At 63.2% G+C, this 23186-nt stretch carries 18 protein-coding genes; 10 read left to right on the forward strand and 8 right to left on the reverse strand.

Annotation, left to right across the window (positions count from 1 at the left end):
- Positions 1–14 precede the first annotated feature (14 nt).
- Both BTH42_RS13355 and BTH42_RS13360 read right to left on the reverse strand, forming a co-directional pair.
- On the reverse strand, positions 15–989 hold the full coding sequence (locus tag BTH42_RS13355) for a DUF2950 domain-containing protein (protein WP_143752036.1): 975 nt from the start codon (positions 987–989) through the stop codon (positions 15–17).
- Positions 990–1015: 26 nt separating this feature from the next.
- Positions 1016–2353, reverse strand: coding sequence for a DUF3300 domain-containing protein (locus BTH42_RS13360; protein ID WP_256702009.1), 1338 nt, complete (start codon positions 2351–2353; stop codon positions 1016–1018).
- Between the two features lie 273 nt (positions 2354–2626).
- Here BTH42_RS13360 and BTH42_RS13365 point away from each other — a divergent pair, with 273 nt between their 5' ends.
- The 3 genes from BTH42_RS13365 (at position 2627) to ydiK (ending at position 5027) form a co-directional block, all read left to right on the forward strand.
- Positions 2627–3100, forward strand: a complete 474-nt coding sequence (locus BTH42_RS13365; protein WP_075299982.1) for a glycine zipper family protein — start codon at positions 2627–2629, stop codon at positions 3098–3100.
- Positions 3101–3184: 84 nt separating this feature from the next.
- Entirely contained in the window at positions 3185–3772 is a 588-nt protein-coding gene (locus BTH42_RS13370) for a hypothetical protein (protein ID WP_075300184.1), read from the forward strand.
- 70 nt (positions 3773–3842) lie between these two features.
- The gene (gene ydiK, locus BTH42_RS13375) at positions 3843–5027 is read left to right on the forward strand and encodes an AI-2E family transporter YdiK (protein ID WP_075299984.1); all 1185 of its coding nucleotides are present in this window, start codon (positions 3843–3845) and stop codon (positions 5025–5027) included.
- Positions 5028–5049: 22 nt separating this feature from the next.
- Here ydiK and BTH42_RS13380 read toward each other — a convergent pair whose 3' ends face one another.
- Positions 5050–6279 carry a GNAT family N-acetyltransferase gene (locus BTH42_RS13380; protein WP_083654783.1) on the reverse strand — a complete coding sequence of 410 codons (1230 nt, stop codon included), beginning with the start codon at positions 6277–6279 and terminating at the stop codon, positions 5050–5052.
- A 148-nt stretch (positions 6280–6427) separates the two neighbouring features.
- Complete coding sequence (locus BTH42_RS13385) at positions 6428–7519, reverse strand: glycosyltransferase (protein WP_075299988.1); 1092 nt, start codon at positions 7517–7519, stop codon at positions 6428–6430.
- Between the two features lie 1071 nt (positions 7520–8590).
- On the opposite strand from BTH42_RS13385, the gene BTH42_RS13390 reads away from it, so the two are divergent.
- From BTH42_RS13390 to BTH42_RS13420, 7 genes are all read left to right on the forward strand, one after another.
- Positions 8591–9748 carry a glycosyltransferase gene (locus BTH42_RS13390; protein WP_075299990.1) on the forward strand — a complete coding sequence of 386 codons (1158 nt, stop codon included), beginning with the start codon at positions 8591–8593 and terminating at the stop codon, positions 9746–9748.
- Between the two features lie 147 nt (positions 9749–9895).
- Positions 9896–11152: a lipopolysaccharide biosynthesis protein gene (locus BTH42_RS13395; RefSeq protein ID WP_075299992.1), complete on the forward strand. Its 1257-nt coding sequence runs from the start codon at positions 9896–9898 to the stop codon at positions 11150–11152.
- Positions 11153–11211: 59 nt separating this feature from the next.
- Positions 11212–12501, forward strand: coding sequence for a glycosyl hydrolase (locus BTH42_RS13400; RefSeq protein ID WP_256702010.1), 1290 nt, complete (start codon positions 11212–11214; stop codon positions 12499–12501).
- Positions 12502–12880: 379 nt separating this feature from the next.
- Positions 12881–15133 (forward strand): polysaccharide biosynthesis tyrosine autokinase, encoded by a 2253-nt coding sequence (locus BTH42_RS13405; protein WP_075299994.1) that lies wholly within the window; start codon positions 12881–12883, stop codon positions 15131–15133.
- Positions 15134–15248: 115 nt separating this feature from the next.
- Positions 15249–16400, forward strand: coding sequence for a hypothetical protein (locus BTH42_RS13410; protein WP_178392166.1), 1152 nt, complete (start codon positions 15249–15251; stop codon positions 16398–16400).
- Positions 16401–16476: 76 nt separating this feature from the next.
- Positions 16477–17391, forward strand: a complete 915-nt coding sequence (gene galU, locus BTH42_RS13415; protein ID WP_075300190.1) for a UTP--glucose-1-phosphate uridylyltransferase GalU — start codon at positions 16477–16479, stop codon at positions 17389–17391.
- A 216-nt stretch (positions 17392–17607) separates the two neighbouring features.
- Positions 17608–18480: a GNAT family N-acetyltransferase gene (locus BTH42_RS13420; RefSeq protein ID WP_075299996.1), complete on the forward strand. Its 873-nt coding sequence runs from the start codon at positions 17608–17610 to the stop codon at positions 18478–18480.
- 50 nt (positions 18481–18530) lie between these two features.
- Here BTH42_RS13420 and BTH42_RS13425 read toward each other — a convergent pair whose 3' ends face one another.
- The 4 genes from BTH42_RS13425 to BTH42_RS13440 all read right to left on the reverse strand — a co-directional run bounded on the left by BTH42_RS13425 (position 18531) and on the right by BTH42_RS13440 (position 23100).
- Positions 18531–19571, reverse strand: coding sequence for a hypothetical protein (locus BTH42_RS13425; RefSeq protein WP_075299998.1), 1041 nt, complete (start codon positions 19569–19571; stop codon positions 18531–18533).
- 19 nt (positions 19572–19590) lie between these two features.
- On the reverse strand, positions 19591–19848 hold the full coding sequence (locus tag BTH42_RS13430; RefSeq protein ID WP_075300000.1) for a hypothetical protein: 258 nt from the start codon (positions 19846–19848) through the stop codon (positions 19591–19593).
- A 46-nt stretch (positions 19849–19894) separates the two neighbouring features.
- The gene (gene fabI / locus BTH42_RS13435; RefSeq protein WP_075300002.1) at positions 19895–20677 is read right to left on the reverse strand and encodes an enoyl-ACP reductase FabI; all 783 of its coding nucleotides are present in this window, start codon (positions 20675–20677) and stop codon (positions 19895–19897) included.
- A 95-nt stretch (positions 20678–20772) separates the two neighbouring features.
- Positions 20773–23100 (reverse strand): DUF3141 domain-containing protein, encoded by a 2328-nt coding sequence (locus BTH42_RS13440; protein ID WP_075300004.1) that lies wholly within the window; start codon positions 23098–23100, stop codon positions 20773–20775.
- Positions 23101–23186 lie beyond the last annotated feature (86 nt).

Here is a 23186-nt window from a genome sequence, read left to right on the forward strand (position 1 = left end):
GACGGGCGTGCGGCTCACAAACGATCGTCGACGCGCTGCCATGTGCTGTCCGGATTGAATTCGGTGATCGGCGGCGCATGCGGGCCGCGGTTCTTCTGATAGATCACGCCGTTGTTGTTGACCACGAAGGTCATCACGCCGCTGGTGCCGTACTCGGCCGGATAGGCGGCCATCGCGAAGCCGGCCAGCATATGGCCGTTGATCACGTAGCTGAACGCGCCGCCGGGCGCGTGACGGCCCTGCTTCGTCAGGATCTGGAAGTGATAGCCGCGGTACGGATCGCCGGCCCGGTGGCCCTTCAGATATTCGGAACTCGCGGCGACCAGCGGCCCGAACGGACTGGCTTCCTCGTCGCTGTTCTCATCCGTGTGCCAGTACAGGCCGTCCTGCTTGCCGGGCGTGCTGGCGAGCTTCTGCGCGTATTCGAGCACGCCGGCCTGGTTGCGCGCGCGCGATGCGTATTCGCGCTGCGCGCCGAGATACGCATTGAGAACCGTGATCGCCGCGCGCTCGTTCGCGCCGATGCGGCGATTGATCATCTCGTCTTCGCCCAGCTCGGTGGCGAAGCGCCAGTTGCCGCCTTCCTTGACGATCGGAATCGGCATCGGCCACGCCTCGTCGCCGACCAGCAGGATGCGCCGATCCGGGCCCGCTTCGTCGAGCGCGTGGAAGGCCTGCATCTCGGCGCTCGCGTTGGCCCAGTTCGCTTCGTCTTCCGCGCGATCGCCCGACACGACGAGACGCTTGTGCGCTTCGCCGAAAATCTCGACCAGTGCGGTTTCGTTGTCGGTTTTCAGCGCGTCGGCGAGCGCGGCGACCGCGTCCTCGGGGGTGGCGAACGTGCGTTGGCCGGCGGCCCATGCGTGATCCGGCAGCGTGAGCGCGAGCAGCGCCGCGCTGGCGAGCGTGGCGGCCCACGCGACTAGCCGGCTAAGGCCCGGCGCGCTGCGCGCGTCCGGGTTGCCGCCGCTGATGGTGCGCTTGGTCATCGTCGTCTCTCGTTCTTCAGGGTTCCTCAACGCCGGCCGCCACCGCGACCGCCGCCCATGCCGCCGCCACGCGGCGCGAAACCGCCACCGCCGCCACCCGAAAAGCCGCCGCCGCCGCGAGCGCCGCCACCGCCACCGCCACCGCCAAAGCCGCCGCCGCCCGCCGACGCGCGGGGCGAGTGCCCGCCGCGCGCTTCCGAGTACGACTGCCGACTCGCCGCGCCGCGCGCGCTGTTCGCCTGGGTGTCGCGCGCGGAGCCGTAACCGCTGAACGCGTCGCCGCGGGATCCCTCGCCGCGCGCGGGCGGATCGCCGACCCGCTGCGTGCGCGCCGAACGATCCGAGATACCGCTGACCTGGCCGGGCTTCTTGTCCGGCGTCCACGAGGTCGTGCGATTGCCGCCCGAGCGATTCACGTCGCGGGTATTGATATTGGTGCGATCGCCGCGATTGACGGTGCGGTCGCCGCGATCGACATTGCGCTCGAAGTTGTTCTCGCGGTTGATGTTGATGTTGTTGTTGCCGCCGCCACCGTAGTGCGCTTCGTAGTGCCCGCCGTTCCACGCGGCGCCGAGCGCGGCGCCCCAGATCAGGCCGGTCGCGAGCGCCGCGCCGGGCGCGTACGGGTAGTAATAGGCCGGGTACGGCGCCGGATAGTACGCATACGGTGCCGGCGCGCCGGCGACCACGACCGTCGTCGGGTTGTACTGCGGCACGTAGATCACCTGCGGATCGGCCGGCTGGATCTTGATCACTTCCTTTTCGACCACCACGACCTGCTTGTCGTCGGATTTCAGATTGCCGGCCGACTGCGTTTGCCGCCTGAAGCGCTGGATCGCTTCGAGCACCGCGCCCTGATCCGCGACGACCGCTTCGCCGAGATCGATGGTCCAGTCCAGATCGGTGCTCATCTTCTTGACGACCTCGGGGTAATTGGCGAGCGCCTTCACCGGGTCGTGCCAGGAGTCGTTGAGCTTGAGCGACTGGTTGGTTTTTCGTTGATCGAGAAAGCGGTCGACCTGAACGATTTCGACCGGATAGGTCGCGGACGGCAGGATGATCGCGACCAGGTCGTCCGGATACAGCGCGATCGGCGCGACCAGCTTGTCCAGTTCGGCCGGCGATGCGGGTGGCGGCGCGGCGTTGACGTTGGCGGCCGGCGCCTGCGCGAGCGCGGCCGGGCTGAACAGCGCGGTCCCGGAGAGCGTGAGCAGCGCCGCGCACAACGTCAGCGTCAGCGCGCCGCGCGTTGTCTTCAGATGCGCTTTCGGCTCGAACTGGCGTCGCGCGGCGTGGGCCGCCGGCCGCCCGTCGAGCGCCGACGCGGACGTGGCGAGCGGGACGATCCGTTCGAGAGCATGCATGATGCGCTCCATCGCTGTTACCCCCTCACGCGTGGCCGGTACCGCGCGTTGCAACCTTCGACGAGATCGCGAACCGCGGCGACCGAAACGATACCTGCAGTTTTTCAGAAATCATTTCAGCAGCGCCACGTGTTGCCGCCAATACGACCATGGTCCGATGCGCGGCCCACGGCGCCCGCGCCATGATGTAAGCGAACCTGCCATGCTGTGCGCGCCATGCGCCGGGCGGCAGCCGACGACCCGCACCCGCGTGCATTCACGCAAGGAGCTGTCGTGAAAAAGGTGACGAAGTATCTGGTGGTTGCGGCGTTGAGCGTCGCGCTGCCGCTCGAAGGCATCGGCCAGGCGCGGCCTATCGCGTACCCCGCGAAGGGCCAGAGCGCGCAGAAACAGCAACAGGACGAAGGCGCCTGTTATTCGTGGGCGAAAAGCAATACCGGTGTCGATCCGACCGCGGTCGCCAATGCGCCTCCGCCACCTTCGGGCCCGGCGGTCGGCGGCGGCGAGCGGGTGCAGGGCGCCGCGCGCGGCGCGGCCGGCGGCGCGGTGATCGGTGCGATTGCCGGCGACGCGGGCAAAGGCGCGGCGATCGGCGCGACGACCGGCACCGTGGTCGGCGGCTCGCGCGCGCGGCAGAACCGGCGCGCGCAGGCGGCGCAAAGCCAGGCGAACACGCAAGGCGCGATGGACACCTTCAATCGCGCATGGGCCGCGTGCATGCAGGGGCGCGGCTACACAGTCCACTGACGCGCGGCACGGCCTCGCGCCGTACCGCGTGCCGTCAACTGCGACCGCGCGGACTCCGTGCGCGCGGCGCTCGAGGAGAACAGCATGAAATACAGCCGACTGATTTGTACGGCGGCGTTCCTGTGCGCGGCGCAAACGGCGTTTGCGCAGGACACGCCGCAAGTGACCACGCAAAGCGAACCCGGCAAGGTGACCGTGACCGGCACGATCAAATCGGTATCGACGATCGTCGGTATCGAACCGTCGACGCGCACGATCTGGCTCAAGGATGCGAAGGACCGCGTCGTGCAGGTGGTGGTCGGCGAGGAGGCGCGCAACTTCGAGCAGCTCAAACTCGGCGACAAGGTCAGCGCGGAATATTCGCAGGCGGTGACCGTCACGCTGAAGAAGACCCATACGGCGCCGAGCGCGAACGCGACCGAGTCGATCGAGCGCGCCGCGCTGGGCGCGAAGCCCGGCGGTTCGGCCGCGCGCGAAGTGACCGTGATCGCCAACGTCACCGCAATCGATCACCAGAGCGGCATGCTCACGCTGAAGGGACCGCAAGGCAACTCGGTACAGCTGGTCGTGCAGGATCCCGAACAATTGAAGCGGATCAAGAAAGGCGACCAGCTCGAAGTGGTGTACAACGAGGCGGTGGCTATTTCGGTGGAACCGAAGGCCGGCAATTAGCCGCGTGGCGGGTATGCGCCGCTGACTTCCGGCCCCGGCCGCCACCCGAACCGGAGTCGCGGCGACGACGATGAACGACCAGGCGCAGCGCCCCAGCGAGCCAGCGGCACGGCGCAAGATCGCGCGGCCCCCGCTCGACCTCGCGCAGATTCTCGTGGGCGGCGGCGTGCTGGTCGCGCTGATCGGCGGCAGTCTGTACATCGTCAGTCCGTTCGTGCCCGCGGTGATCTGGGCGACGACGATCGTGGTCACCACGTGGCCGCTGATGCTCAGGCTCCAGCAATCGTTAGGCGGCCGGCGCTGGCTCGCGGTGTCGGTGATGCTGCTGCTCGAGATCGTCGTGATCTGCATTCCGACGTTCGGCGCCGTGTATACGCTCGCCGACCGCGCGGACGAAGTGATGCGCTTCGTTCAGAGGCTGCCGAACGATACGCTGCCGGCGCCGCCGCAGTGGTTCGGCAGCGTGCGCCTGTTGAAACCCGTGACACTCGAATGGCAGCGGCTGTCGGAGGCCGGGCCTGGCGGCCTGCTCGCGCGTATCGAGCCTTATGTCGCGGTCGCCGCGAAATGGCTGCTGCTGCATATCGGCGTGGTCGGCGCGTTGGCGTTGCATCTGCTGTTGATGATCATCGTCTGCGGGCTGTTGTATGCGCAGGGCGAGGCGGTGGTCGCGTTGCTGATCGCGCTTGCGTTGCGGGTCGCGCCGGATAGCGGCGCCAGCGTCGTTTATCTGACCGGCCAGTCGATCCGGGCGATCGCGCTCGGTGTCGTGGTGACCGCGCTGGTGCAGGCGTCGCTCGCCTCGGCGGGGATCTGGCTGGCGGGTGTGCCGTTCGCGGGCGGGCTCAGCGCGTTGGTGCTGGTGCTGTGTCTGGTGCAGCTCGGGCCGCTGGTGCCGATGCTCGGCTCGGTGGTCTGGCTGTTCATGCACGGCTTTCGGATTACCGCCGTGGTGCTGCTGGTGTGGGCCGTCTGCGTGTCGACGCTCGATAACGTGCTGCGCCCGCTTCTGATTCGCCGTGCCGTCGAATTACCGCTGGTGCTGATTCTGGCCGGGGTGATCGGCGGCTTGATTGCGATGGGGCCGGTGGGGTTGTTTGTCGGGCCGGTCTTGCTGGCCGTTACTTATCATTTGTTGCTGGATTGGGTCGGCGAGACGAATCGAACGGCGGAGCTCGACCGCGCGGCCGGCGCCGCCCGGGTCGCCGCCGACGCCGACGGTGTTAAAGACGATGCCGCGCCGCGTGAGGAGTGACGCCCCCTGGCGGCGCCGGTTCCTAGCCGGGCTGCGCGACTTTCGCGGCATTCGCGGCATTCGCGGCTTTCGCGGCGGGCCGGATCCGGCGAACCGTCTCACGCAGGAGCTTGCGCGCGCCTCGTTGCGCGTAGCTGTGCAGGTGCGCGACGTCGACCAGCCGGCCGCGCGCGGTGACCACCAGCTCCCGCGTCTCGTGCCAGGTACGGTGAGTCGCCCAACGCTCCTTGTAGTCGACGTGCACCGGCCGGAAATCGAAATCCAGCCCGCGCGCATGCGCCCACTTGAGCAGTTCGTAGAGATGCAGGGAACCGACCGAATATTCGCCGAATGCCGGATCGTAAGTCGTGACGCAGCCCTCCAGAGTCTGGCCACCCACCATGTTCAACGACGCGGCGACCGGCACGCCATCCACCGTCAGAAAAGCGACCAGCGGCGTCTTCGACAAGTCCAGTCTTTGCGCAAGCCCGGAGAAGAACGCGACGATCCGGTCATCCTCCAGGTATTCGTTCTCGATGCTCCGCGCGGCGGCCCATGCGCGCTTCTGTTCGATGATCCAACTGATCATCCGCCTGGTCTCCTCGGGCGTATCGCACCAACCCGATTCGACGCGCCCGAGTTGTTCGAGCCGCCGGCGACATTTGCGCAAAACCTGGCGAAACCTCGACGACAACGATTCGTTCTCGAACTCGACGAAGCTCGCAAATCCCCGCAGGCCGATTGCGTAACCGGGGTGGCCGCGTTTGCTCGATGGCAGCAGACGATGCGCCCGCGATTGCGGCGCGGTGTCGAGCGCCGCCTGGAGTCTCGTGCCGTTGGCGACCCGGCTTACTTCGACGAGATCGGCGTCGAGCCGCTTGAGCGCGGTCATGATCGCCGGCCAGATGTCGTCGCCGACACCCTGTTTGACGAGCGGCTGGCCGTACTCCTCGCGCGCGCCGCAGGTCAGGCGCCGCGCGACCCGCAGCAGCGCGCGGCGTTCGATCACGAATGGCCAGAGCGCGACCAGTTCGCGACCCTCGCGAATCAGCAGCACCCGCACCGGCAGGCGTTGCTCGAAGGCCATCGATGCCGCCAGTTCGCAGTACTGGTAGCCCTCGCATAACGAGGGGTTCTCCGCCTGACTGGCTAAGGTATTCCACACACCGCGCAACGCGCCGAGCCCGTCGATGGAATCAACGGCAACGACTTCGTGAGTGAATCGGCCGGCTTGCGCAGCATGCGAGAAATCGGTTACGAACTGTGTTGCCATGGTGGCGCCATCTCCGCGCTGATTGGTTGTTGATCGGTTGTTGATCGGTTGTTGGTCGGTCGCGCTGCCCCGCTAGCGGTGTGCTTGCGAACGAATCGCAGCCGCAAGCGTGTTTCGGCGCGTGCTCGTTTCAATGTGAAAACACAGGTCAAACGCGGCCCAGCAGACGCTCCCATTCCGGCACGATGCAATCGAACGAGAAGTCTTTGGCGCGCGCGCGGCGCGTCGCTTTCGCGCCGTCCGCATCGGCCGTCGTCAGCTCCCGCACCATCGAGTCGGCCAGATCGGCGATCGCGCCGTTGGCGACGAGCGTGCCGTGACGGCCGCCATCGAGTACTTCCCGTGGTCCGGACGGGCAATCCGTCGACACGATGCGTGCGCCCTGATAAAGCGCCTCGATCAGCACCTGCGACAAACCCTCGAAGCGCGACGACGCAACCACGAGCGAAGCGCGCGCCATTGCCTGATGCGGACTGATGAAGCCGGGCAGATGCACGCGCTGCGCGATGCCTAACTGCGCGACGAGCCGCTCCAGCGCGTCGCGCTCCTCACCCTGCCCGAGGATCACCAGATCCACGCCCGGAACGCGCTCGGCGACCACCGCGAACGCGCGGATCAGCAGATCAAAACCTTTCTGGCTGGTGAGACGCCCGACGGACAGTACAAACGGCTTTTGCATCCACGGTGCGACGGCGGGCGCGCGGTCGAGCTGCCTGTCGATGCGCGCGATGTCGATCGGGTTGTAGATGCAGGCGATCCGGGCAGCGTGACGCGGGAACATCGTGCGCAGGCTCTGCGCTACGCCTTCACTCACGCCGATGGTCTGCTGCGCGAAGCGAAGGTTCAGGCCGAACAGCGTTTTGTAGATCACGCGCTGCGCGCTGCCCTTGTTCTCGAGAAACACCTTCAGATCCTTATGCAGCCACAGCACGACGGGCTTGCGAAAGATCGCGCCGAGCAGGACGGCGGCCAGATGCGTCTTGATCTCGAGCGAGCCGATCACCACGCCCGCATCGCGCAGTGCGCGCCACAGCGAGACCGGCTGGCCCCCGCGTGCCGCGAAGACCGATCTGCCCGCGCGCGCAAGGTTCTCCGGCAGCGCGTGATCCGCGCGCTTAGGGTTGAACGTATGGATACGCACGTCGCCGCCACGCGCAACGATCCCGCTCACCACATTTAGCGTGACGAGTTCCGCGCCCCCACCCCTGATGTCCTGCATCAGAAACAGTGCGTTTTTCATCGGTTTTATTCGGACGATGTCAGGCCGCGAGCGGGCGCGTTACGAGTGTCACGGCAATTGCCGTGGAATTATTCAATTCCGGAAAGTTGTGCGCGCATTCGTCCATGGTCGTCCTCTTGTTCTACGAATTTTTTTGTACGCCGCTCGAAGGATTCGGCAGGCACGCGTAGACTGGCATTCCGTTTTTACCGGCTCCGTGCGCAAGCGCACACCAAGTTCTACCTCACGCACATTTGATTCGCGGGAATAAGGCCAATTGGTTTGCCTTAAGGCCGGACGAAAAGAGCCCCGCTCTCCGGTTTGGAGAGGAGACGAACTGGAACTGGAAAAGAAAAGACAAGAAAAACGACTGGCGCAAACGTTTGCCAGCCGTTTTTCCGGATGCGATATAGGCCGTCAGGCCCTCAACTATTCGGCGACTCGGGGAGAGAATCAGCGCGTTTGAGCGGGGCACGTTTGAGCCGGGCGATAACACGTCCCACGCTCTGGAACACCCACATGCTCACGGTCACCGTGAGAAACAGAAACAACACCCAGGCAACTGAACCTGCGCGCTGTATCTTCTGCCATGTCGGACCATCTACCATGTTGCACCTCGCCACGTACGCCATGAAGCGAACGATCTTGCACTACCCATCGAAACGCGCTGGGTAGTCGAATTACGAACCCGCGTATTGACGCAGACCTAATGCCCTCTTGATTGGCCGCTTTTGTCAGTTTTTATTTGAGCTACGTTTTAAAGCTTAAAACCCATTCGCTGTCAGCGAATATTGCCTTCGGTTCAAATCATAATACATTTGAATTAGGGTTCGATGTGTGCTTCCGCACAGAGCCATCTATTGTGAACTTCTATCGTGGCCCAGAAATACCGAACCGCATAAGTCATACGTAACACTTACCTGAGCAACCCACGCATCTCCCGCCACGTTTGACCGGCACATTGCGGCTTTACGCGCAATGCCGGCAATTCGCGTGTCGAGTCAGGTCCGGTCAGCAGGTGTTGTGTCAATGATAAACGCCAAATCCAAGCACGGTTAGTCACCAGACGTCATTATTAAGCGCGGGAGGCACATGAGAGTTGTTCACATTACCGAGGCATTCGGGGGCGGCGTGCTGTCGATGCTCACCGAGCTGTGCAACCGCACCGCGGCGACCGGTGCAAAGGTCACAGTGCTTTTTTCAATGCGACCCGAGACACCAAAAAACTTTCGCGAACTCTTTCATCCCGACGTCGACCTCGTCTACGTATCGATGTGCCGCGAGGTTCATCCGAGGAAGGACTGGCTGAGCATGTGGGAAATGGCGGCGCACATCCGGCGCTGCGACCCGACCGTTATTCATCTGCACTCGTCGAAAGCGAGCGTGCTCGGCCGGGCGGCCGCCAGAGTCGCGACGCAACACGCGAAGATCTTTTATTCGCCGCATGGCCTCGCATTTCTTCGCAGCGACGTTTCCCGTGCCAAGCAACTCGCCTTTCTTACGTTCGAGCGGGTCGCGGCGTTGATGGGAGGAACCGTCGTCGCCTGCTCGCCCGGCGAATTGAATGAAATCAAAGGCGGGATGCATGTGAAAGACGCGGCGCTGATCGAGAACGGCGTGAACATCGAAAGCATTCCGGTGCGCCAGGTCCGCGAAGACACCGACATCGTCATCGGCATGAATGGCCGCGCCTCGTTTCAGAAGCACCACGAGATGTTCATTGCGCTCGCGAATACGCTGCACGATTCGAGCACGCGGTTTCTGTGGATCGGCGGCAATCGCGACGACCTGAAAGACGAGCGCGAAACCCCGGCGCTCACGTGCAGCGGCTGGCTCACGCGCTCGCGCGCATTGGAACTGGTGTCCGGACTCGACATCTACGTGCAGACCTCGCGCTGGGAAGGCATGCCCGTCGCACTCATCGAAGCTCAGGTCGCGGGGATCCCGGCGGTGGTGACCGATGTGGTCGGCAATCGCGACGTCGTCGTTCACGGCGTCACCGGTTTCGTCGCTTCGACGCAGGAACAGATGGCCCGCTACCTGACGGACCTACGCGAGGACCGGCAGCTCAGGGAAAAAATGGGCAACGCCGCACGGGAACTGGCCATCGCCAAATTTTCGATGGACACCATTTTTTGCAGCTGGCTCAGCCTCTACGAAACGGCCAAAGAAAACCCCGGCAAGGGAACGCGGGAGCGTCTGGCGGCCACCCCCAGGGAAGTGCAGGCAAATCCCGATCAGACTGTGTAGCTATCCCAACGGACTGCCCATAAAAGCTGTTACGACAAGAAGTCGTGGGAAGGGCCTCTCGCAGCCCATTTTCCACGATGGGGTTTCAGCCCCCCGGTTCCCGCAGGGACCGAAGTGCAATTTTTCCGAACGGAACCTCAATTCCAGATGATCGTCAACGTAAAGCATTCGGTCCTAAGCATCGCCGGCGTCTTTTTAAGCCAGATCGCAAGCTTCGTCGCGATCATCCTGATCGGGAAGTTCTGCGGCCCTGACGAGCTTGGCTATTTCAGCCAGTTGACTGCGATCGGCTTTTTCGCGGGTTCATTGCTCGGCCTGCGGCTCGACGTTGCCTGCATGGCAGCGGACAGAAAGCAAGTCGTTCACGCGCTGGTCAGTTCGATCGGCGTGGCCACCGCGCTCGCGGTACTGTTGAGCGGCGCCGCCGTCCTGAGCGGACATAAGACCTATGCGTTGACCGTCTTACTCGCCGCGGGGGTCTTCTTTCAACAGGCGCTCTCCCAGGCGCTGGCGAGCGAGCGCAAATACGCAAACATCGCGGCGCAGCGTGCATTTCCCAATCTCGCGTTCACCATCCTGTTCATCGTACTCGTGGCCGCCAGCGGACACGGGTGGAGCGGCTCGGAGGTATTCGCGCTATACAGCCTGCTGTTTCTCGCGTCGGCCGTCCCGCCGTTGCTCCTCTACCTGTTCGATGCGCGCTCGTTGCTGTCGCGCGAGTGCTTCAGGTTCTCCCGGCTCCAGCTGGATTACGCGAAGTTTTCGCTGCCCGCCACGTTGCTTCAATCGATCGTGATCTATTCGATCGCGATGCTGATGCCGCTCGTGTTCGCGCCGCACGACGCCGGCGTGGTTGCGTTGGCATATCGGGTTGGATATTTTCCCGCGTCGTTGCTCGGACAAAGTCTCGGCACCGTGTTTCGCCGCGACCTGATCGATTTTGTCGGAAGGGGCAACGCCGCGAACGAGCGCAATCCGGTCGCTTCTTTTTCGATGATTCTGATCCCTCTTACCGTCGTGCTGTTGCTCGCCGGCTACGTCGGCCTTGCGCTCATCATCAACTTCAAGATGGGCGATCTCTGGCAACCGTCGCTGCACATCTATCTGCTTTTCATGCCGTATTTTCTGTCCATGGCCTTATTCGGCACTCTCGCTCAGGTGTTCACCGTTTTCCGCCGGCAAAAGTTCGATGTGGTGTTCCAGACAATGAACGCCGCGAGCATCTTCGTGATATTTGGCGCGACCAGCATTTTCAAGCTGGATCTGATGCTGGTGCTGTCGCTGCTCAGCGTGTCGGGCACGCTGGTCGCGAGCATGGGAATCTACTACGCGTATGACGTTGCAAGAGGCGGAGTCCGCCGGAACCCCAAAGCCGCGCAGTTGGGTAAAACATGGGGAGGATAAATCGTCTCGTCGCGCGTATTGCGATATCGACGCGCGCGGCGTTTGACGCCGAGCGCCGGTTGAAAACGTATGGCGTTGCGGCTCTGGCGCTGCTCCTCCTCGCCGCGCCGGTTCCGCCCGCGGCCGCTGCGCAGGCGAGCACGCTTGCCAGCACACTCGACAGCACACTCGACAGCACACTCGACAGCACACTCGCCGGCGCGCGAACCACCGCGCACCTGGCGGCGTTGCAGCCGCCGCCGACCGGACATGGTGCGGACCGCTTTGCGATGGCCGTGAACTGCAGCCCCTGGTCGGTGGATCGCGCCGCGTTGAACGAGTGCGCGAAGGATCTCGATCTGATCAGGGCGCTAGGCGTCGGCACCGTTCGTCTCGGCGTGAGCTGGGACTTCATGAGTCTGCGCAGTACGCTCGAACCGGGCAAGGTCGCTTTCACCAAGGCGCTTCTCGATGCCGCCCGCACGCGCGGCATGAAGATCCTTTTCCAGGTGGGCATGTTGGCCCCTCCCGGCGCGTATCAGTGCGCGGGCGTCGTGAACCCGCCACGCCGCGCGTCGCCGCGACTCGACTTCTGCGATGCTGTCTTCGTCAGTTATCTGAGCGCACTGATGGACGTCGTGCTGCCCTATACGGCGGACATCGAATTGTTCAACGAGTTGAACTGGGGCTTCGCCGCGGACGATCCCTCTTACGGCGATGCGAACGGCATTGCGGGCTACATTCCGAGGCGCGAAGCGAAGCTCTATACCGAAGCGAAACGGGTTCTCGACAGCAAGAAACGGCTCGGTTACAAGGCGGTTCTGCATAGTCAGGGGATCTCCTACTTTTACAACACCGCGTATCCGAACGCGGGATGGAAGCCGCCCGATCATGCTCCTTTCATCCAGGCAACCGATCTTCTCGAAGCAATCGGAAAGCACTCGGCAACCGCGGGCAATCCATTAAATGACGTGATCGACGTGGTGGATATTCATCCGTATTTCAAAAGCGACGTGTACGTGACGATGGTGCAATCGATTATCACGACGCTCGCGGCACTCACCCCGAATAGAACCAAGGCGCTGTGGATCACGGAGACCAATAGCGGCACGGACAACACGGATGCCGGTATGACGAGCGCATTTGAACAATTGAAGCTGTTGATGAGCAGCAATGCGGTGCAAAAGGCGTTCTGGTTCGTCGTGCGCAACGGCGATCCGGCAAACGGCGAAGGCGATACCTACGCGATATACGACTACCACCGCAACCTGATCAGGCCGCAACTGGCTGCGGCGATCAAGTCCTACACCGCGACCATTCCGGCCTCCGAACGATTTTTGTCGGGCGTCTATCTCACACCGATTCCGTGAGCAACCATTACCGTATTTGCATGACCGACACAGTAAAAAAAACGAGTCTTGTGCGTTTGCGAACTAACTTGCACTTATTGCCCCGTTAAGCTTTCCAAAACTTACATGCCCCATTGGACGCGCCCGTCACGATTGCGCCTCCTTGCAATACGCATAGCGATCCAATCATGAATAAGACTTTCGTCGGCTTGCACTAAAGAGACAGAAAGTTCGTCTTGCCGTATTTCCGCAGTTCCAAAGCGTGCTACGAGATCGACCGGATAGCAGAAACATCCGTCGATTCGACGTGCAGACGGATCGAATGCAACGATTCGCGCTGGCGCTGGCCTGTTGCCAGTTTGATTCAGGTAGTCGGTTAAACCTCTTCGATGGGCTTTATATGAATGAGTTTTCTCGTAACCCGCAGGCTGCCGGCTCACGCCAGAACGATATCGGTCTGGTCCGTTACTTCGATGTCGTGCTCGCGAATCGTTGGCTGGTCCTCGCGATCGCATCGACCGTTCTGCTGCTCGGTGTCGCTTACAGTTTTCTTGCGCGCCCTGTCTATCAGTCGGACATCGTGGTGCAAGTGGAACAGGAAAATCCGACGAATGCGAAAAGTCTGCTAGGCGACGTATCGAGCCTGTTCGACGTGAAAACCGAAACGAGCGCGCAGATAGAAGTGCTGCGCTCGCGCATGGTGGTGGGCAACGCGGTGGACAGGCTGAAGCTTTACATCCATGCCGCCCCGGTGCGCTTTCCGCTGATCGGCAACTCGATTGCACGCTGGAACAAGGGACTCTCCAGACCCGGCCTGCTCGGCACCGGCGGTTACGCGTGGGCAAATGAATCGATCGGCGTGGACGTTTTCGATGTTCCCGAAGATCTCGAAGGCGAGAGCTTCAGACTGATCGCACTCGGCAACGGGCGCTTCAGGGTCGAGCAGAAGTTTCTCGACACGCCGATCGAAGGACAAGTCGGCGAGACCGTCGTCTCGGGCGGCAGCAACGGGCCGATCACGCTGCGCGTGCAATCGCTGCACGCGAATCCCGGCACCGAATTCGTGCTGGTGCGCAACTCGCGCCTGAAGACGATCGAGGATCTGCAAAACAAGCTGTTCATCCTCGAGAAAGGCAAGCAGAGCGGAATTATCGATGTATCGCTGACCGGCACGGACCGCCATCTGACCGCGCAGATCCTGAACAATCTCGGCGACGAATACGTGGCGGCGAATATCTCGCGCAAAGCAGCCGAAGCGGAAAAATCGCTTGCCTTCCTCAGCGACCTGCTGCCGCAAATGAAGAGAGAACTCGAAAGTTCGGAGGCAACCTACAACGCGTTGCGGGTCAAGCGCGGCACGTTCGACCTGAGCGAAGAAGGCAAGACCTATCTGAAAGAAAGCGTCGATCTGCAGACCAACCTGCTCGCTCTTAAACAGAAGCGCATGGAGCTCACCGGGCATTTCACGAGCGAGTATCCGGCGGTCCGCGCGGTCGACGAACAGATTGCCGCGTTGAGCGCCAAAGCCGCGGCGGTGTCGGGGAAAATGACCGGGCTGCCCGAACTCGAACAGGAATCGCTGCGGCTCATGCGCGACGTGCGCGTGAACAACGACCTCTACGTCGGCATGCTCAACAACATGCAGCAGTTGAAACTCGTGCGCGCCGGCAAGGTGGGCACCGTGCGCCTGCTCGATCGCGCCGTGGTCCCGAAGGAGCCGATCAAGCCGAACAAACCAATCCTGATCGGCGCGGCCGCGGTGGTCGGCCTCGTGCTGGGCGTGCTCGCAACCTTCGTCCGCCAGGTGGTTCGCCGCGGCGTGACCGATCCTCAGGACATCGAGCACGAAACCGGGCTGAGCGTCTACGCGACCGTGCCGGTTTCCCGCACGCAAGCCGCGCTCGCGCTGGACGCTCCGGCGTCCAGCGATAACCTGCTGCTGCTCGCCAAACACTCGCCGGCCGATCCGTCGGTCGAGAGTCTGCGCAGTCTGCGCCTCGCGTTGCAACTGTCGATTCAGGAGTCGGGCAGCAACCGGGTGCTGCTCACGGGCCCGAGCGAACGGATCGGCAAATCGTTTCTGTGCGCGAATCTGGCGGCTGTGATGACGGGCGCCGACAAGCGTGTGTTGCTGATCGACGGCGATCTGCGCAAAGGCCACCTGCACCGGTATTTCGGCAAGCAGGCGCAACCAGGCCTCGCGGACGTGCTCACCTCGCGCGTCACGCTGGATCAGGCGTTGCAACGTAACGTCGCGCCTGGTCTCGACTTTCTTGCGAACGGCAAGATCCCGCCCAATCCGGCCGAACTTCTGATGAGCGACCAGATGTCGGCGCTGCTCGATTCGGTCGGCGACAGTTACGACGTGGTGCTGATCGATACGCCGCCCGTGCTGCCGGTCTCCGATGCGGCGATCCTCGCGCATCGTTGCGGCACCGTGTTTCTCGTCGCGCGTTTCGGCACGACCTCGGTCGACGAGGTGCGCGAGTCGGCCAAGCAGCTGCGCCAGGCGAACGTCGAGTTGAAGGGCGTGATCTTCAACGGCTTCGATCCGTCGGCCTATCGCTACAGTCTGGGCTCGACTGCGCTGCGCAGCCGCTACGGTTCGTATCAGTACGCGAGTGCGACCGATGACAAGGCATCGGCCAGTTGACGCCGACCCACGGCAGCCCTCGCGGCTCGTTTTACCAGAGCTATGAGGGCAACCCGGGCAACCCGGGACAACCGCTGTAAAGCAGTCGGACTCCGCGCGATTCGAGGGAATCAAAGTGCGTATCGTCAAACTACCTGGATTGATCGGGGAAACCGCGACCCCGGGTGTCTCCGCCGCCATCTGGGCGCTCGTACTGGGGCTTCTGTGCTTCGTGTCGATCAATCACGAAACGGTGCTGCCGGAGAGATTTCTGCTCGATGGGCTATTCATTCTCGAACGGATGACCGCGGATGTCCGCTTCGAGGCATTCGGCGATTCGTTCGACAACCTTGCATGGCTTTTCCGCACACTCGGCCTGGGCACGCTGTCGATGTCGCTACTCGGATTCTTTGCGTCGACGTTCGGACTGATGTTCGCGATCTGGCGCTCGGGCGTGCGCAGCCTGAGCTATATGGAATTCATGCTGGCCTGCTTCTGGCTATTCGACCAGACGGTGTACATCGCGCTGCCTTCGAAGGAAATCATCATTTCTCTCGCGATTTTTCTGATCGTGCTGTGCAAGGATTCGCGCTTCATCATCGTGATTTTCACCGTGTGCTCGATGCTCATTGCGGTGTACCTGCGCTCCTATTGGGCGATCACGCTCGCGCCGACCATGTTGCTGTACTTCGGCCCTTCGTTCGTGCGCAAGCCGCCCTTTCTCGTTGTGCTGGCCGTCGTGCTGTTCGTCGGCATGGCGATCGACTTTCGCATCCAGTACGGTCAGCCGCTGGACTTCGCGCGCCAGACGGTGAACGAATTCCGGGATCCGAGCGAAGTGGGATCGCTTATCGTGCAGATCATTCCGGGCGGCAACCTCGTCTCGGATGTGATCAATGCGATGCTGATTCTCGGCACGTTTCTGCTGCCGGTGCCGTTGATTCTGTCGGGCGTGGCGACCCAGACGCTGGGCGGCATCTGTACGTTTTTCTCGCTCGGCGCGACGTTCTCCCGCTATCTGAAGCGAGCCGCGGTCGCCGAACCCGGCCGCTTCGACCGGCTGTGTTTCTGCTTTGCCGTCAGCTTTATCGCGACTCAAGCGATCTTCGAACCCGACTATGGATCGTTTCTGCGCCACCTTTCACCGATCTCGCCGCTGTTGATGTATCTGCTGCTGTCGTCGAGACTGGCTCACGAGTCCGCCGTGTCCCAGCTGACGGAAACCGGGCACGCCCGCCTACAGTTCAATCCGAAGGAGCGCAGATGGCTGAAGTCCTCCAACGGCTAACGATGCTCGCCAACCTTATCCGTCGAACGCCAGTTCGTGGACACACAACCTCTCAATCGATGTGGGGATGCCAACCATGCTGAAAGTCACCAAAGCCGTGTTTCCGGTTGCGGGCCTCGGAACACGCTTCCTGCCGGCCACCAAAGCAAGTCCGAAGGAAATGCTGCCGGTCGTCGACAAGCCGCTGATCCAGTACGCGGTTGAAGAGGCGATTGCCGCCGGCATCACCGAGATGATCTTCGTGACGGGCCGCAGCAAGCGTGCGATCGAAGATCACTTCGACAAATCCTACGAGATCGAAGCCGAGCTGGAAGCGCGTAACAAGCAGAAGCTGCTCGACCTCGTGCGCAGCATCAAACCGGCCAACGTCGACTGCTTCTATGTGCGTCAACCCGAAGCGCTCGGTCTCGGGCACGCGGTGCTGTGCGCCGAAAAGCTGGTCGGCGACAGCCCGTTCGCGGTGATTCTCGCCGACGACCTGCTGCACAGCTCGAAGCCGGTAATGAGTCAGCTGGTCGATACGTTCAACCACTATCACAGCTCGGTGATCGGCGTCGAAACGATCGCGCGCGAGGACAGCCGCTCGTATGGCGTGGTCGACGGCCGCGAGTGGGCGGACAAGGTGATCAAGATGTCGCGCATCGTCGAGAAGCCGGCGCCGGAGCACGCGCCGTCGAATCTCGGCGTGGTGGGCCGCTATGTACTGATGCCGACGATCTTCAAGCACATCCGCGCGATCAAGCCGGGCGCGGGCGGCGAACTGCAGTTGACCGACGCGGTGCAGTCGCTGCTGACCGAGGAGCAGGTACTCGCGTATCGCTATTACGGTACGCGCTTCGACTGCGGCAGCAAGATCGGCTATCTGAAGGCGACCGTCGAGTTCGCGCTGCGTCACCCGGAACTGAAGGCGGAGTTCGAAGCGTATCTGCAGACTTACATGCACGGCCACACGACGAAGACCATGACTTCCGAATGTGAGCCGGTTATCTGAGCTGCGCCCCGGTTCGAAAGAGGCGCCCGTAAAAACTGATCGTCGAGCCCTATGTTCAATACTTTCGCCGATGAAAAAAAAGATGCCCGCTGTGGTCTCAAAGGCAGAGTAGTACCGGTCGTCACGGAGTCCGTGCGTGCGCTTCCGGAGCCGGCCGCGTTCTCCATTTTTCATGAGCCGTGGTGGCTGGATATTGCAACCGGCGGGAACTGGAGCATGGCTAAGGTCGAGCACGGCAACCAGCTGCTGGGCCAGATGCCGTATTGCACCAACCGCAGGAGCGGGTGGCGGATTTCGCATCTGCCTCCGCTCACGCACACCCTCGGTCCCGTTGTCACTCCGCTCGGTCTCGACGACCCGCGCGAACAGCATCACCGTCACACGGTCACGACGGCGCTGCTCGAACAGTTGCCGCATTTCGACAGCTTTTACCAGCTGCTGGACTCGCGTATCGACGATGCGCTCGCTTTCTCACTGCAAGGTTTCGCGGTATCCGTGCGCTATACGTTTCAGATCTCGTCGCAGTGCGCGGTTGAACACGCGTGGGACCGGATGCATAGCAAAACCCGCAACGTGATCCGCGGCGCCCGCAAGAGTCTGACTGTCGAGCCGGTCGATACGCCGGATAAATTCGTGCAGTTCTACGACACGAATCTGCTCGAACGATCGCGCAAGAACGCGTACGAACGCGGCGTGATGCGCGAACTCGTCAATGCGTTTGTCGAGCGCAAGGCCGGGCGCCTGCTGGGCGCTTACGACAGCCAGGGAAAGCTGGTCGCCGCGATCGGCCTCGTCTGGGATAACCATTCGATGTACTACCTGATGTCGTCGCGCGAAGCCGGCGCGCATAGCGGCGCGATCAGCCTGCTGGTATGGACCGCGATTCAGCAGGCGCTCGAACGCAAGTTGACGTTCGATGTCGACGGCTTCTATAGCCTGGGCACCTGCAAGTTCCTGGAAGGTTTCGGCGGTGCGCTGAAGCAGCGTCTCTGTGTCGAGCGCGCGAGTACGATGTTTTCCCTTGCGCGTATCCTCAAGCGGCGACTCGTGCCGGATTCCGCCACGGGGTTTTCTTCCCCCAATCTGTGACCGGGGCCGGCCGGCGAAATGGAATTCGGCCTTGGGTGGAACGGCCGCGCTCAGATCGGCAGATCTCTCGCCCGCTCGTGCAGATCGCGCGCCGGCAGCAGGTTCTCGCGCTGAAACCGCACCAGCGAAAACGCCCGCAATGCATCCTGCCGCGCGGGCAGCCGCGCGATTCGCAACTCAATTTCGCGCGCGGGCCGCGGATCGCCGCGCGGCACGACGACATTGAGCGCATCGAGCAGATAGGTGTTCTTCAGCACGTAAAAATGCGCATTCGACGACGCCAGCACGTCGCAAATAATCTGTAGATGCCGCTCCAGCGCCTCGGTCTTCAAAGGCAATTGCGCAAGCTCTTTATCGTTCTCTTCGATCTGCGCGCGCAGCCGCGCCGCCTCGCCGAACGTCGCCGCGGAATTCGATCCGGCCGCGTCGCCGGTCAGCGAGCGCACCCCGGCGCCCTGCCGTTCGAGAATCTGCAGCCGGGTTTTCAGCAGCGCGCGCTCGTGCTCCAGCGAGTCGTAGCGCTGCGTATCCGCGGCGATTTTCTGCAGACCTTCGAGCACCAGCTGGTCGATGATGCGCAGCACGATCTCGCGCCGCAGCGCGGCTTCGGACTCGCCGCACAAACGCACCTGGTGATCGCTGAAACTGATCGTCGTTTGCGCGACGTCGGTGCGGGTCGAGTCGCCGTGCTGCGCGACGCCGAAGGTTTGCCGCTCGTCGACGGCCATCCCGAGCACCGCGAACGCGTGGTCGGCGGCCAGGTGCTCGTCGAAGTACGCGAGCAGTTCCGCCGAACGGCTGAACGGCACGCACACGTCCGCGGGCGCGCCGAAAAACGCGTGGATATACGGGTCGGTGGTCCACGCGGCCGCGCTCGCTTCGCGCGCCGGCGGCATCTCGGCGACGATATGGCCCAGATAGCCGGCCGCCTGCTGCGCGGCCGTCAGCAGACGCGCTTCATGATCGCGCGCGAGCCGCAACGGCGGACTGAGCGCGACGATGCGCGCGACGATTTCCCGCGCCCGATGCGGATCGGAATCGCTCGCGCCGGCCGTGCCTTTTCGTCCGAACCATCTCGACAGCAGACCCATGACCTGCTCCCGTGGACGGTCAGTCTTCGCTGCGCTCCGGCAACAGCTGCGCGACCAACGTGTGGTTCTTCCAGAACACGTTATGAATGCGCGGCTGCAGCAGCCGCAGCCCGTCCGTGCTGACGTCGTCGAACAGCACGACGGCGGCCGGGTGCGAGCCCGAGCCGGGCACCCGCCGCACCGAACTCAGGCGCGGAAATCCATAGCGGATCAGGAACTCGGCGATTTCCTCTTCCGTGACGCTTTCTTCGACGTTGCCCAGATACAGTTCAGCCATGATGTCGCTCCTCGACCGTCATGCCAGGGTCTGCTTAACGTCGACCCTAGGCGACGATGTTCAATCCGCCGTCGATATACAGGGTGGAACCCGAAACCCGCCGCGCGTACGGTGTCGCGAGAAACGCGCAGGTATAGCCGACGTCCATGATGTCGACCAGCTCGCCGAGCGGCGCGCGCTCCACCGCCTCGTTGAGCAACAGGTCGAAGTCCTTCAATCCGGAGGCCGCGCGGGTCTTCAGCGGTCCCGGCGAAATCGCGTGCACGCGAATCCCGCGCGGCCCCAGCTCGTACGCCAGATAACGCGTGCACGCCTCCAGCGCGGCCTTCACCGGCCCCATCATGCTGTAGCTCGGCACGACCTTGTTGGCGCCGTAGTAGCTCATCGTCAGCAGCGTGCCGCCGTCCTTCATCAGCGGCGCCGCGAGCCGCGCCATCCGCACGAACGAATGGCAGGAGATATCCATCGCGGTCAGAAATCCTTCCCGCGACGTTTGCAGCAGCCCGCTATGCAGATCGTCCTTCGGCGCCCACGCGACCGCGTGAACGACGATGTCGAGCCCGCCCCAGCGCTTGCGGATCTGCTCGAACACGGCCTCGAGCTGCTGCTCGTCGGTCACGTCGAACGGCATGAAGATTTCCGCGTCCAGCGCCTTCGCGAGCGGCTCGACATAGGACCGGGTCTTCTCGTTCGCGTAGGTCAGCGCGACGCTCGCGCCGAGTTCATGGAACGCTCGCGCGCAACCGTAGGCGATCGAATGCTCGTTGGCGACGCCCGTGATCAGCGCCTTCGCTCCTCGCAGGATCTGACGCGGTTGTTCGATCGGCATCTGACACTCCTCGAAAATGACGCGGCGCTGACCGTGCCTGGCCGACCTCAACGCCGGCCGGCCCGCGCCTTAGCGGCGGTTCCGGACGCTGTTAGTCAACGCGCCTGGTCCGCCAGCCGCGCGGTGCGCCGGCGTCCGGCGCTGGTCGCGAGCACCGCGCGAATCCGTTCGAACGCCGCCCGTTGAGCCGCGTCCGGCGCGCTCTGCAACACGCGCTCGTCGGCGGACAGTTTGCCGAGCAGCTCGACGAATCGTTCGCGATCCTTCGCATCGGCGAGCAGCGCGGGCAGCGTCGCAATCGCTTCGTCGGGCGCGAACGTGACGATGATTTCCTGCTCGCCGCGAATCCGCCGCCATTCGTCGATGCCGATCTCCGGCAGATAGTGCGCGTAGCTCTCCGCCAGTTCCTTACGCAGCTCGAAGCGCGCGAGCGGCAGCGACGCGCCCTTGCGCGACAGCAGAAACGCCGCGCGGGCCAACGCGGCCGTGTAGCCGCCGGCGCTCATCGACTGCAACGCCGTGCGCACGAACGGCAGCTCGCGCGGATCGGCGACGGCCGCCGGGACGGTTGCGCCGTCCGCCTGCCGGTCGGCCAGAAACGATGCATACAGGTTCGCGTAAATCCCGAAGAAACCGGCCTCGGTCGCCGCATCGCGCATCGCGCGGTAATAGTCGAGCGACGCGCTGATCACGCTCGCGCCGCTGTGCTCCAGCGCGCTCCACGGATTGTCCGCGCTCGCGCGCTGACGGTTGTCGCGCACCGACTGCGCGGCGGCCGGCAGCCAGCTGAGCCACGGGTTCATCCCGGAAACCGCCCAGCGCTGCCAGCGCAGCGGATGGTACTGACGCAGCAGCCGCGCGCTGGTCTCGTTCGACATCGCCTGCACGAACGGCTGCGCGAACGCTTCATAGAGCCGCTGATTGAAGTCCGACACCGCCGCGACCGCCTCGAACGGCTTTTCGTCGGTGCGCTGAAAGCGGTTCAGCCGCTCGGTAATGTCTTCGAGCCGATGTTCGCTGAACTCCACCTCGTAAGTGATCTCGCCGTCCGCGCCCCTGCTCTCGTTGATCGACATCCCGTAGAGCCCCGGCGGGAACGTCTCGATCGTCTCCAGCACCGAGACGATCTGCTTATGCTCCTTCTTCGCGACGCGCCCCGACACGAAGATGCCGAGATGGCCGATGTCCTCGTGCATCAGCCCGACGATCACCTGGCCGCGCGCCTTGATTTCCTCGGTGCTGCCGTACAGATCGGCGACCCAGTTGAACGCCTGTTGCGGCGGCGTGATGTTGTCGCCCATCGACGCGAACAGGACGATCGGCGAGCGGATCTCGCGCAGATCGAACGCGTTGCCGGCGGCATTGTTCACCTCGCCCTTCCACAGCTTGTTGCCGATGAACAGATTGCGGGTGATCCATTCGATCTCCTCGCGATTCATCAGGTAATAGCTGCCCCACCAGCGCTCGAATTCCAGAAAGCGCGGCGGTTCGGTATCGACGTTCGAAAACAGGTGGTAATACTTGTCCCAGAACGTATTGGCCGGGTTCAGGCCTTCGAAGTTCTGCACCAGATGCGCGCCGTCGAATTTACCGTTGCCCAGATCCGCCGCGTACGACGCGAGCCACGTGCCGCCGAGCATTCCGCCCGCGTAGCGCATCGGGTTGTCGCCCTCGCCTTCGCTCCACGCGGCGCTCCAGTACGACATCGGCGCGCCGTTGATCACGATCGGACCGGTATCGCCGGGGTCCGAACTGGCCAGCATCATCGCCGCCCAGCCGCCCTGGCAATTGCCGATCAGCGCCGGCTTCGGGCTGTCCGGATGCAGCGCGCGCACTTTCTTCACGAACTGCTGTTCGGCTTCGCAGACATCGAGCAGGGTCTGGCCGGGTTCGGGCTCGCGATGGAACACGACGAAATAGACCGGATAGCCGGCGCGCAGCGCGACGCCCGCCTGCGAATCGTCCTTGAAGCCGCCGATGCCCGCGCCGTGGCCCGCGCGCGGATCGATGATCAGATACGGGCGTTTGCGCACGTCGACGCCGACACCTTCGAGCGGACGCAGTTGCAGCAACGCGTAGTTGACGGGGCGCGCGAAGTTGCGGCCGTCGAGCACGACGTCGTAGTCGAAGTGCAGCACCGGCGGCGGCTCGCCGATGCTTCGTTGAACGAATTCATTGCCGCGCTGATACAGCGTGTCCCAGAACAGCAGCGAACGCTGCGCGACGTCCATCGCGTATTGCCATGCATGCGACGGATCGAACGATGCCGGGGAACTGTCCGCGGCGCCGCGCCGGTCGGCGTGCAGCGCTTCGTCCAGCCGCTGGTTCAGATGTTCCTGCGCGATTTGCGTACGTTTTTGCAGCACGCGATTGATTTTCGTCGCGATGTCCTGGTTGCGGGACAACAGCGTTTGCGCATCCATGAGGCGGCTCCTGTAGCGGGCGACAGACGATGGCGATGCGCAATTGTGCGGCGCGGCACGCGCAGCGGCAATCGGACCAAGGTCGT

Source organism: Burkholderia sp. SRS-W-2-2016 (assembly GCF_001931485.1).
Classification (GTDB): Bacteria; Pseudomonadota; Gammaproteobacteria; order Burkholderiales; family Burkholderiaceae; genus Paraburkholderia.

Excerpts from the sequence above, each read along its gene's own strand:
- BTH42_RS13355 (WP_143752036.1), bottom strand. The coding sequence starts at position 989 with ATGACCAAGCGCACCATCAGCGGCGGCAACCCGGACGCGCGCAGCGCG.
- BTH42_RS13360 (WP_256702009.1), bottom strand. The coding sequence starts at position 2,353 with ATGCATGCTCTCGAACGGATCGTCCCGCTCGCCACGTCCGCGTCGGCG.
- BTH42_RS13370 (WP_075300184.1), top strand. The coding sequence starts at position 3,185 with ATGAAATACAGCCGACTGATTTGTACGGCGGCGTTCCTGTGCGCGGCG.
- ydiK (WP_075299984.1), top strand. The coding sequence starts at position 3,843 with ATGAACGACCAGGCGCAGCGCCCCAGCGAGCCAGCGGCACGGCGCAAG.
- BTH42_RS13380 (WP_083654783.1), bottom strand. The coding sequence starts at position 6,279 with ATGGCAACACAGTTCGTAACCGATTTCTCGCATGCTGCGCAAGCCGGC.
- BTH42_RS13385 (WP_075299988.1), bottom strand. The coding sequence starts at position 7,519 with ATGAAAAACGCACTGTTTCTGATGCAGGACATCAGGGGTGGGGGCGCG.
- BTH42_RS13390 (WP_075299990.1), top strand. The coding sequence starts at position 8,591 with ATGAGAGTTGTTCACATTACCGAGGCATTCGGGGGCGGCGTGCTGTCG.
- BTH42_RS13395 (WP_075299992.1), top strand. The coding sequence starts at position 9,896 with ATGATCGTCAACGTAAAGCATTCGGTCCTAAGCATCGCCGGCGTCTTT.
- BTH42_RS13405 (WP_075299994.1), top strand. The coding sequence starts at position 12,881 with ATGAATGAGTTTTCTCGTAACCCGCAGGCTGCCGGCTCACGCCAGAAC.
- galU (WP_075300190.1), top strand. The coding sequence starts at position 16,477 with ATGCTGAAAGTCACCAAAGCCGTGTTTCCGGTTGCGGGCCTCGGAACA.
- BTH42_RS13420 (WP_075299996.1), top strand. The coding sequence starts at position 17,608 with ATGGCTAAGGTCGAGCACGGCAACCAGCTGCTGGGCCAGATGCCGTAT.
- BTH42_RS13425 (WP_075299998.1), bottom strand. The coding sequence starts at position 19,571 with ATGGGTCTGCTGTCGAGATGGTTCGGACGAAAAGGCACGGCCGGCGCG.
- BTH42_RS13430 (WP_075300000.1), bottom strand. The coding sequence starts at position 19,848 with ATGGCTGAACTGTATCTGGGCAACGTCGAAGAAAGCGTCACGGAAGAG.
- fabI (WP_075300002.1), bottom strand. The coding sequence starts at position 20,677 with ATGCCGATCGAACAACCGCGTCAGATCCTGCGAGGAGCGAAGGCGCTG.
- BTH42_RS13440 (WP_075300004.1), bottom strand. The coding sequence starts at position 23,100 with ATGGATGCGCAAACGCTGTTGTCCCGCAACCAGGACATCGCGACGAAA.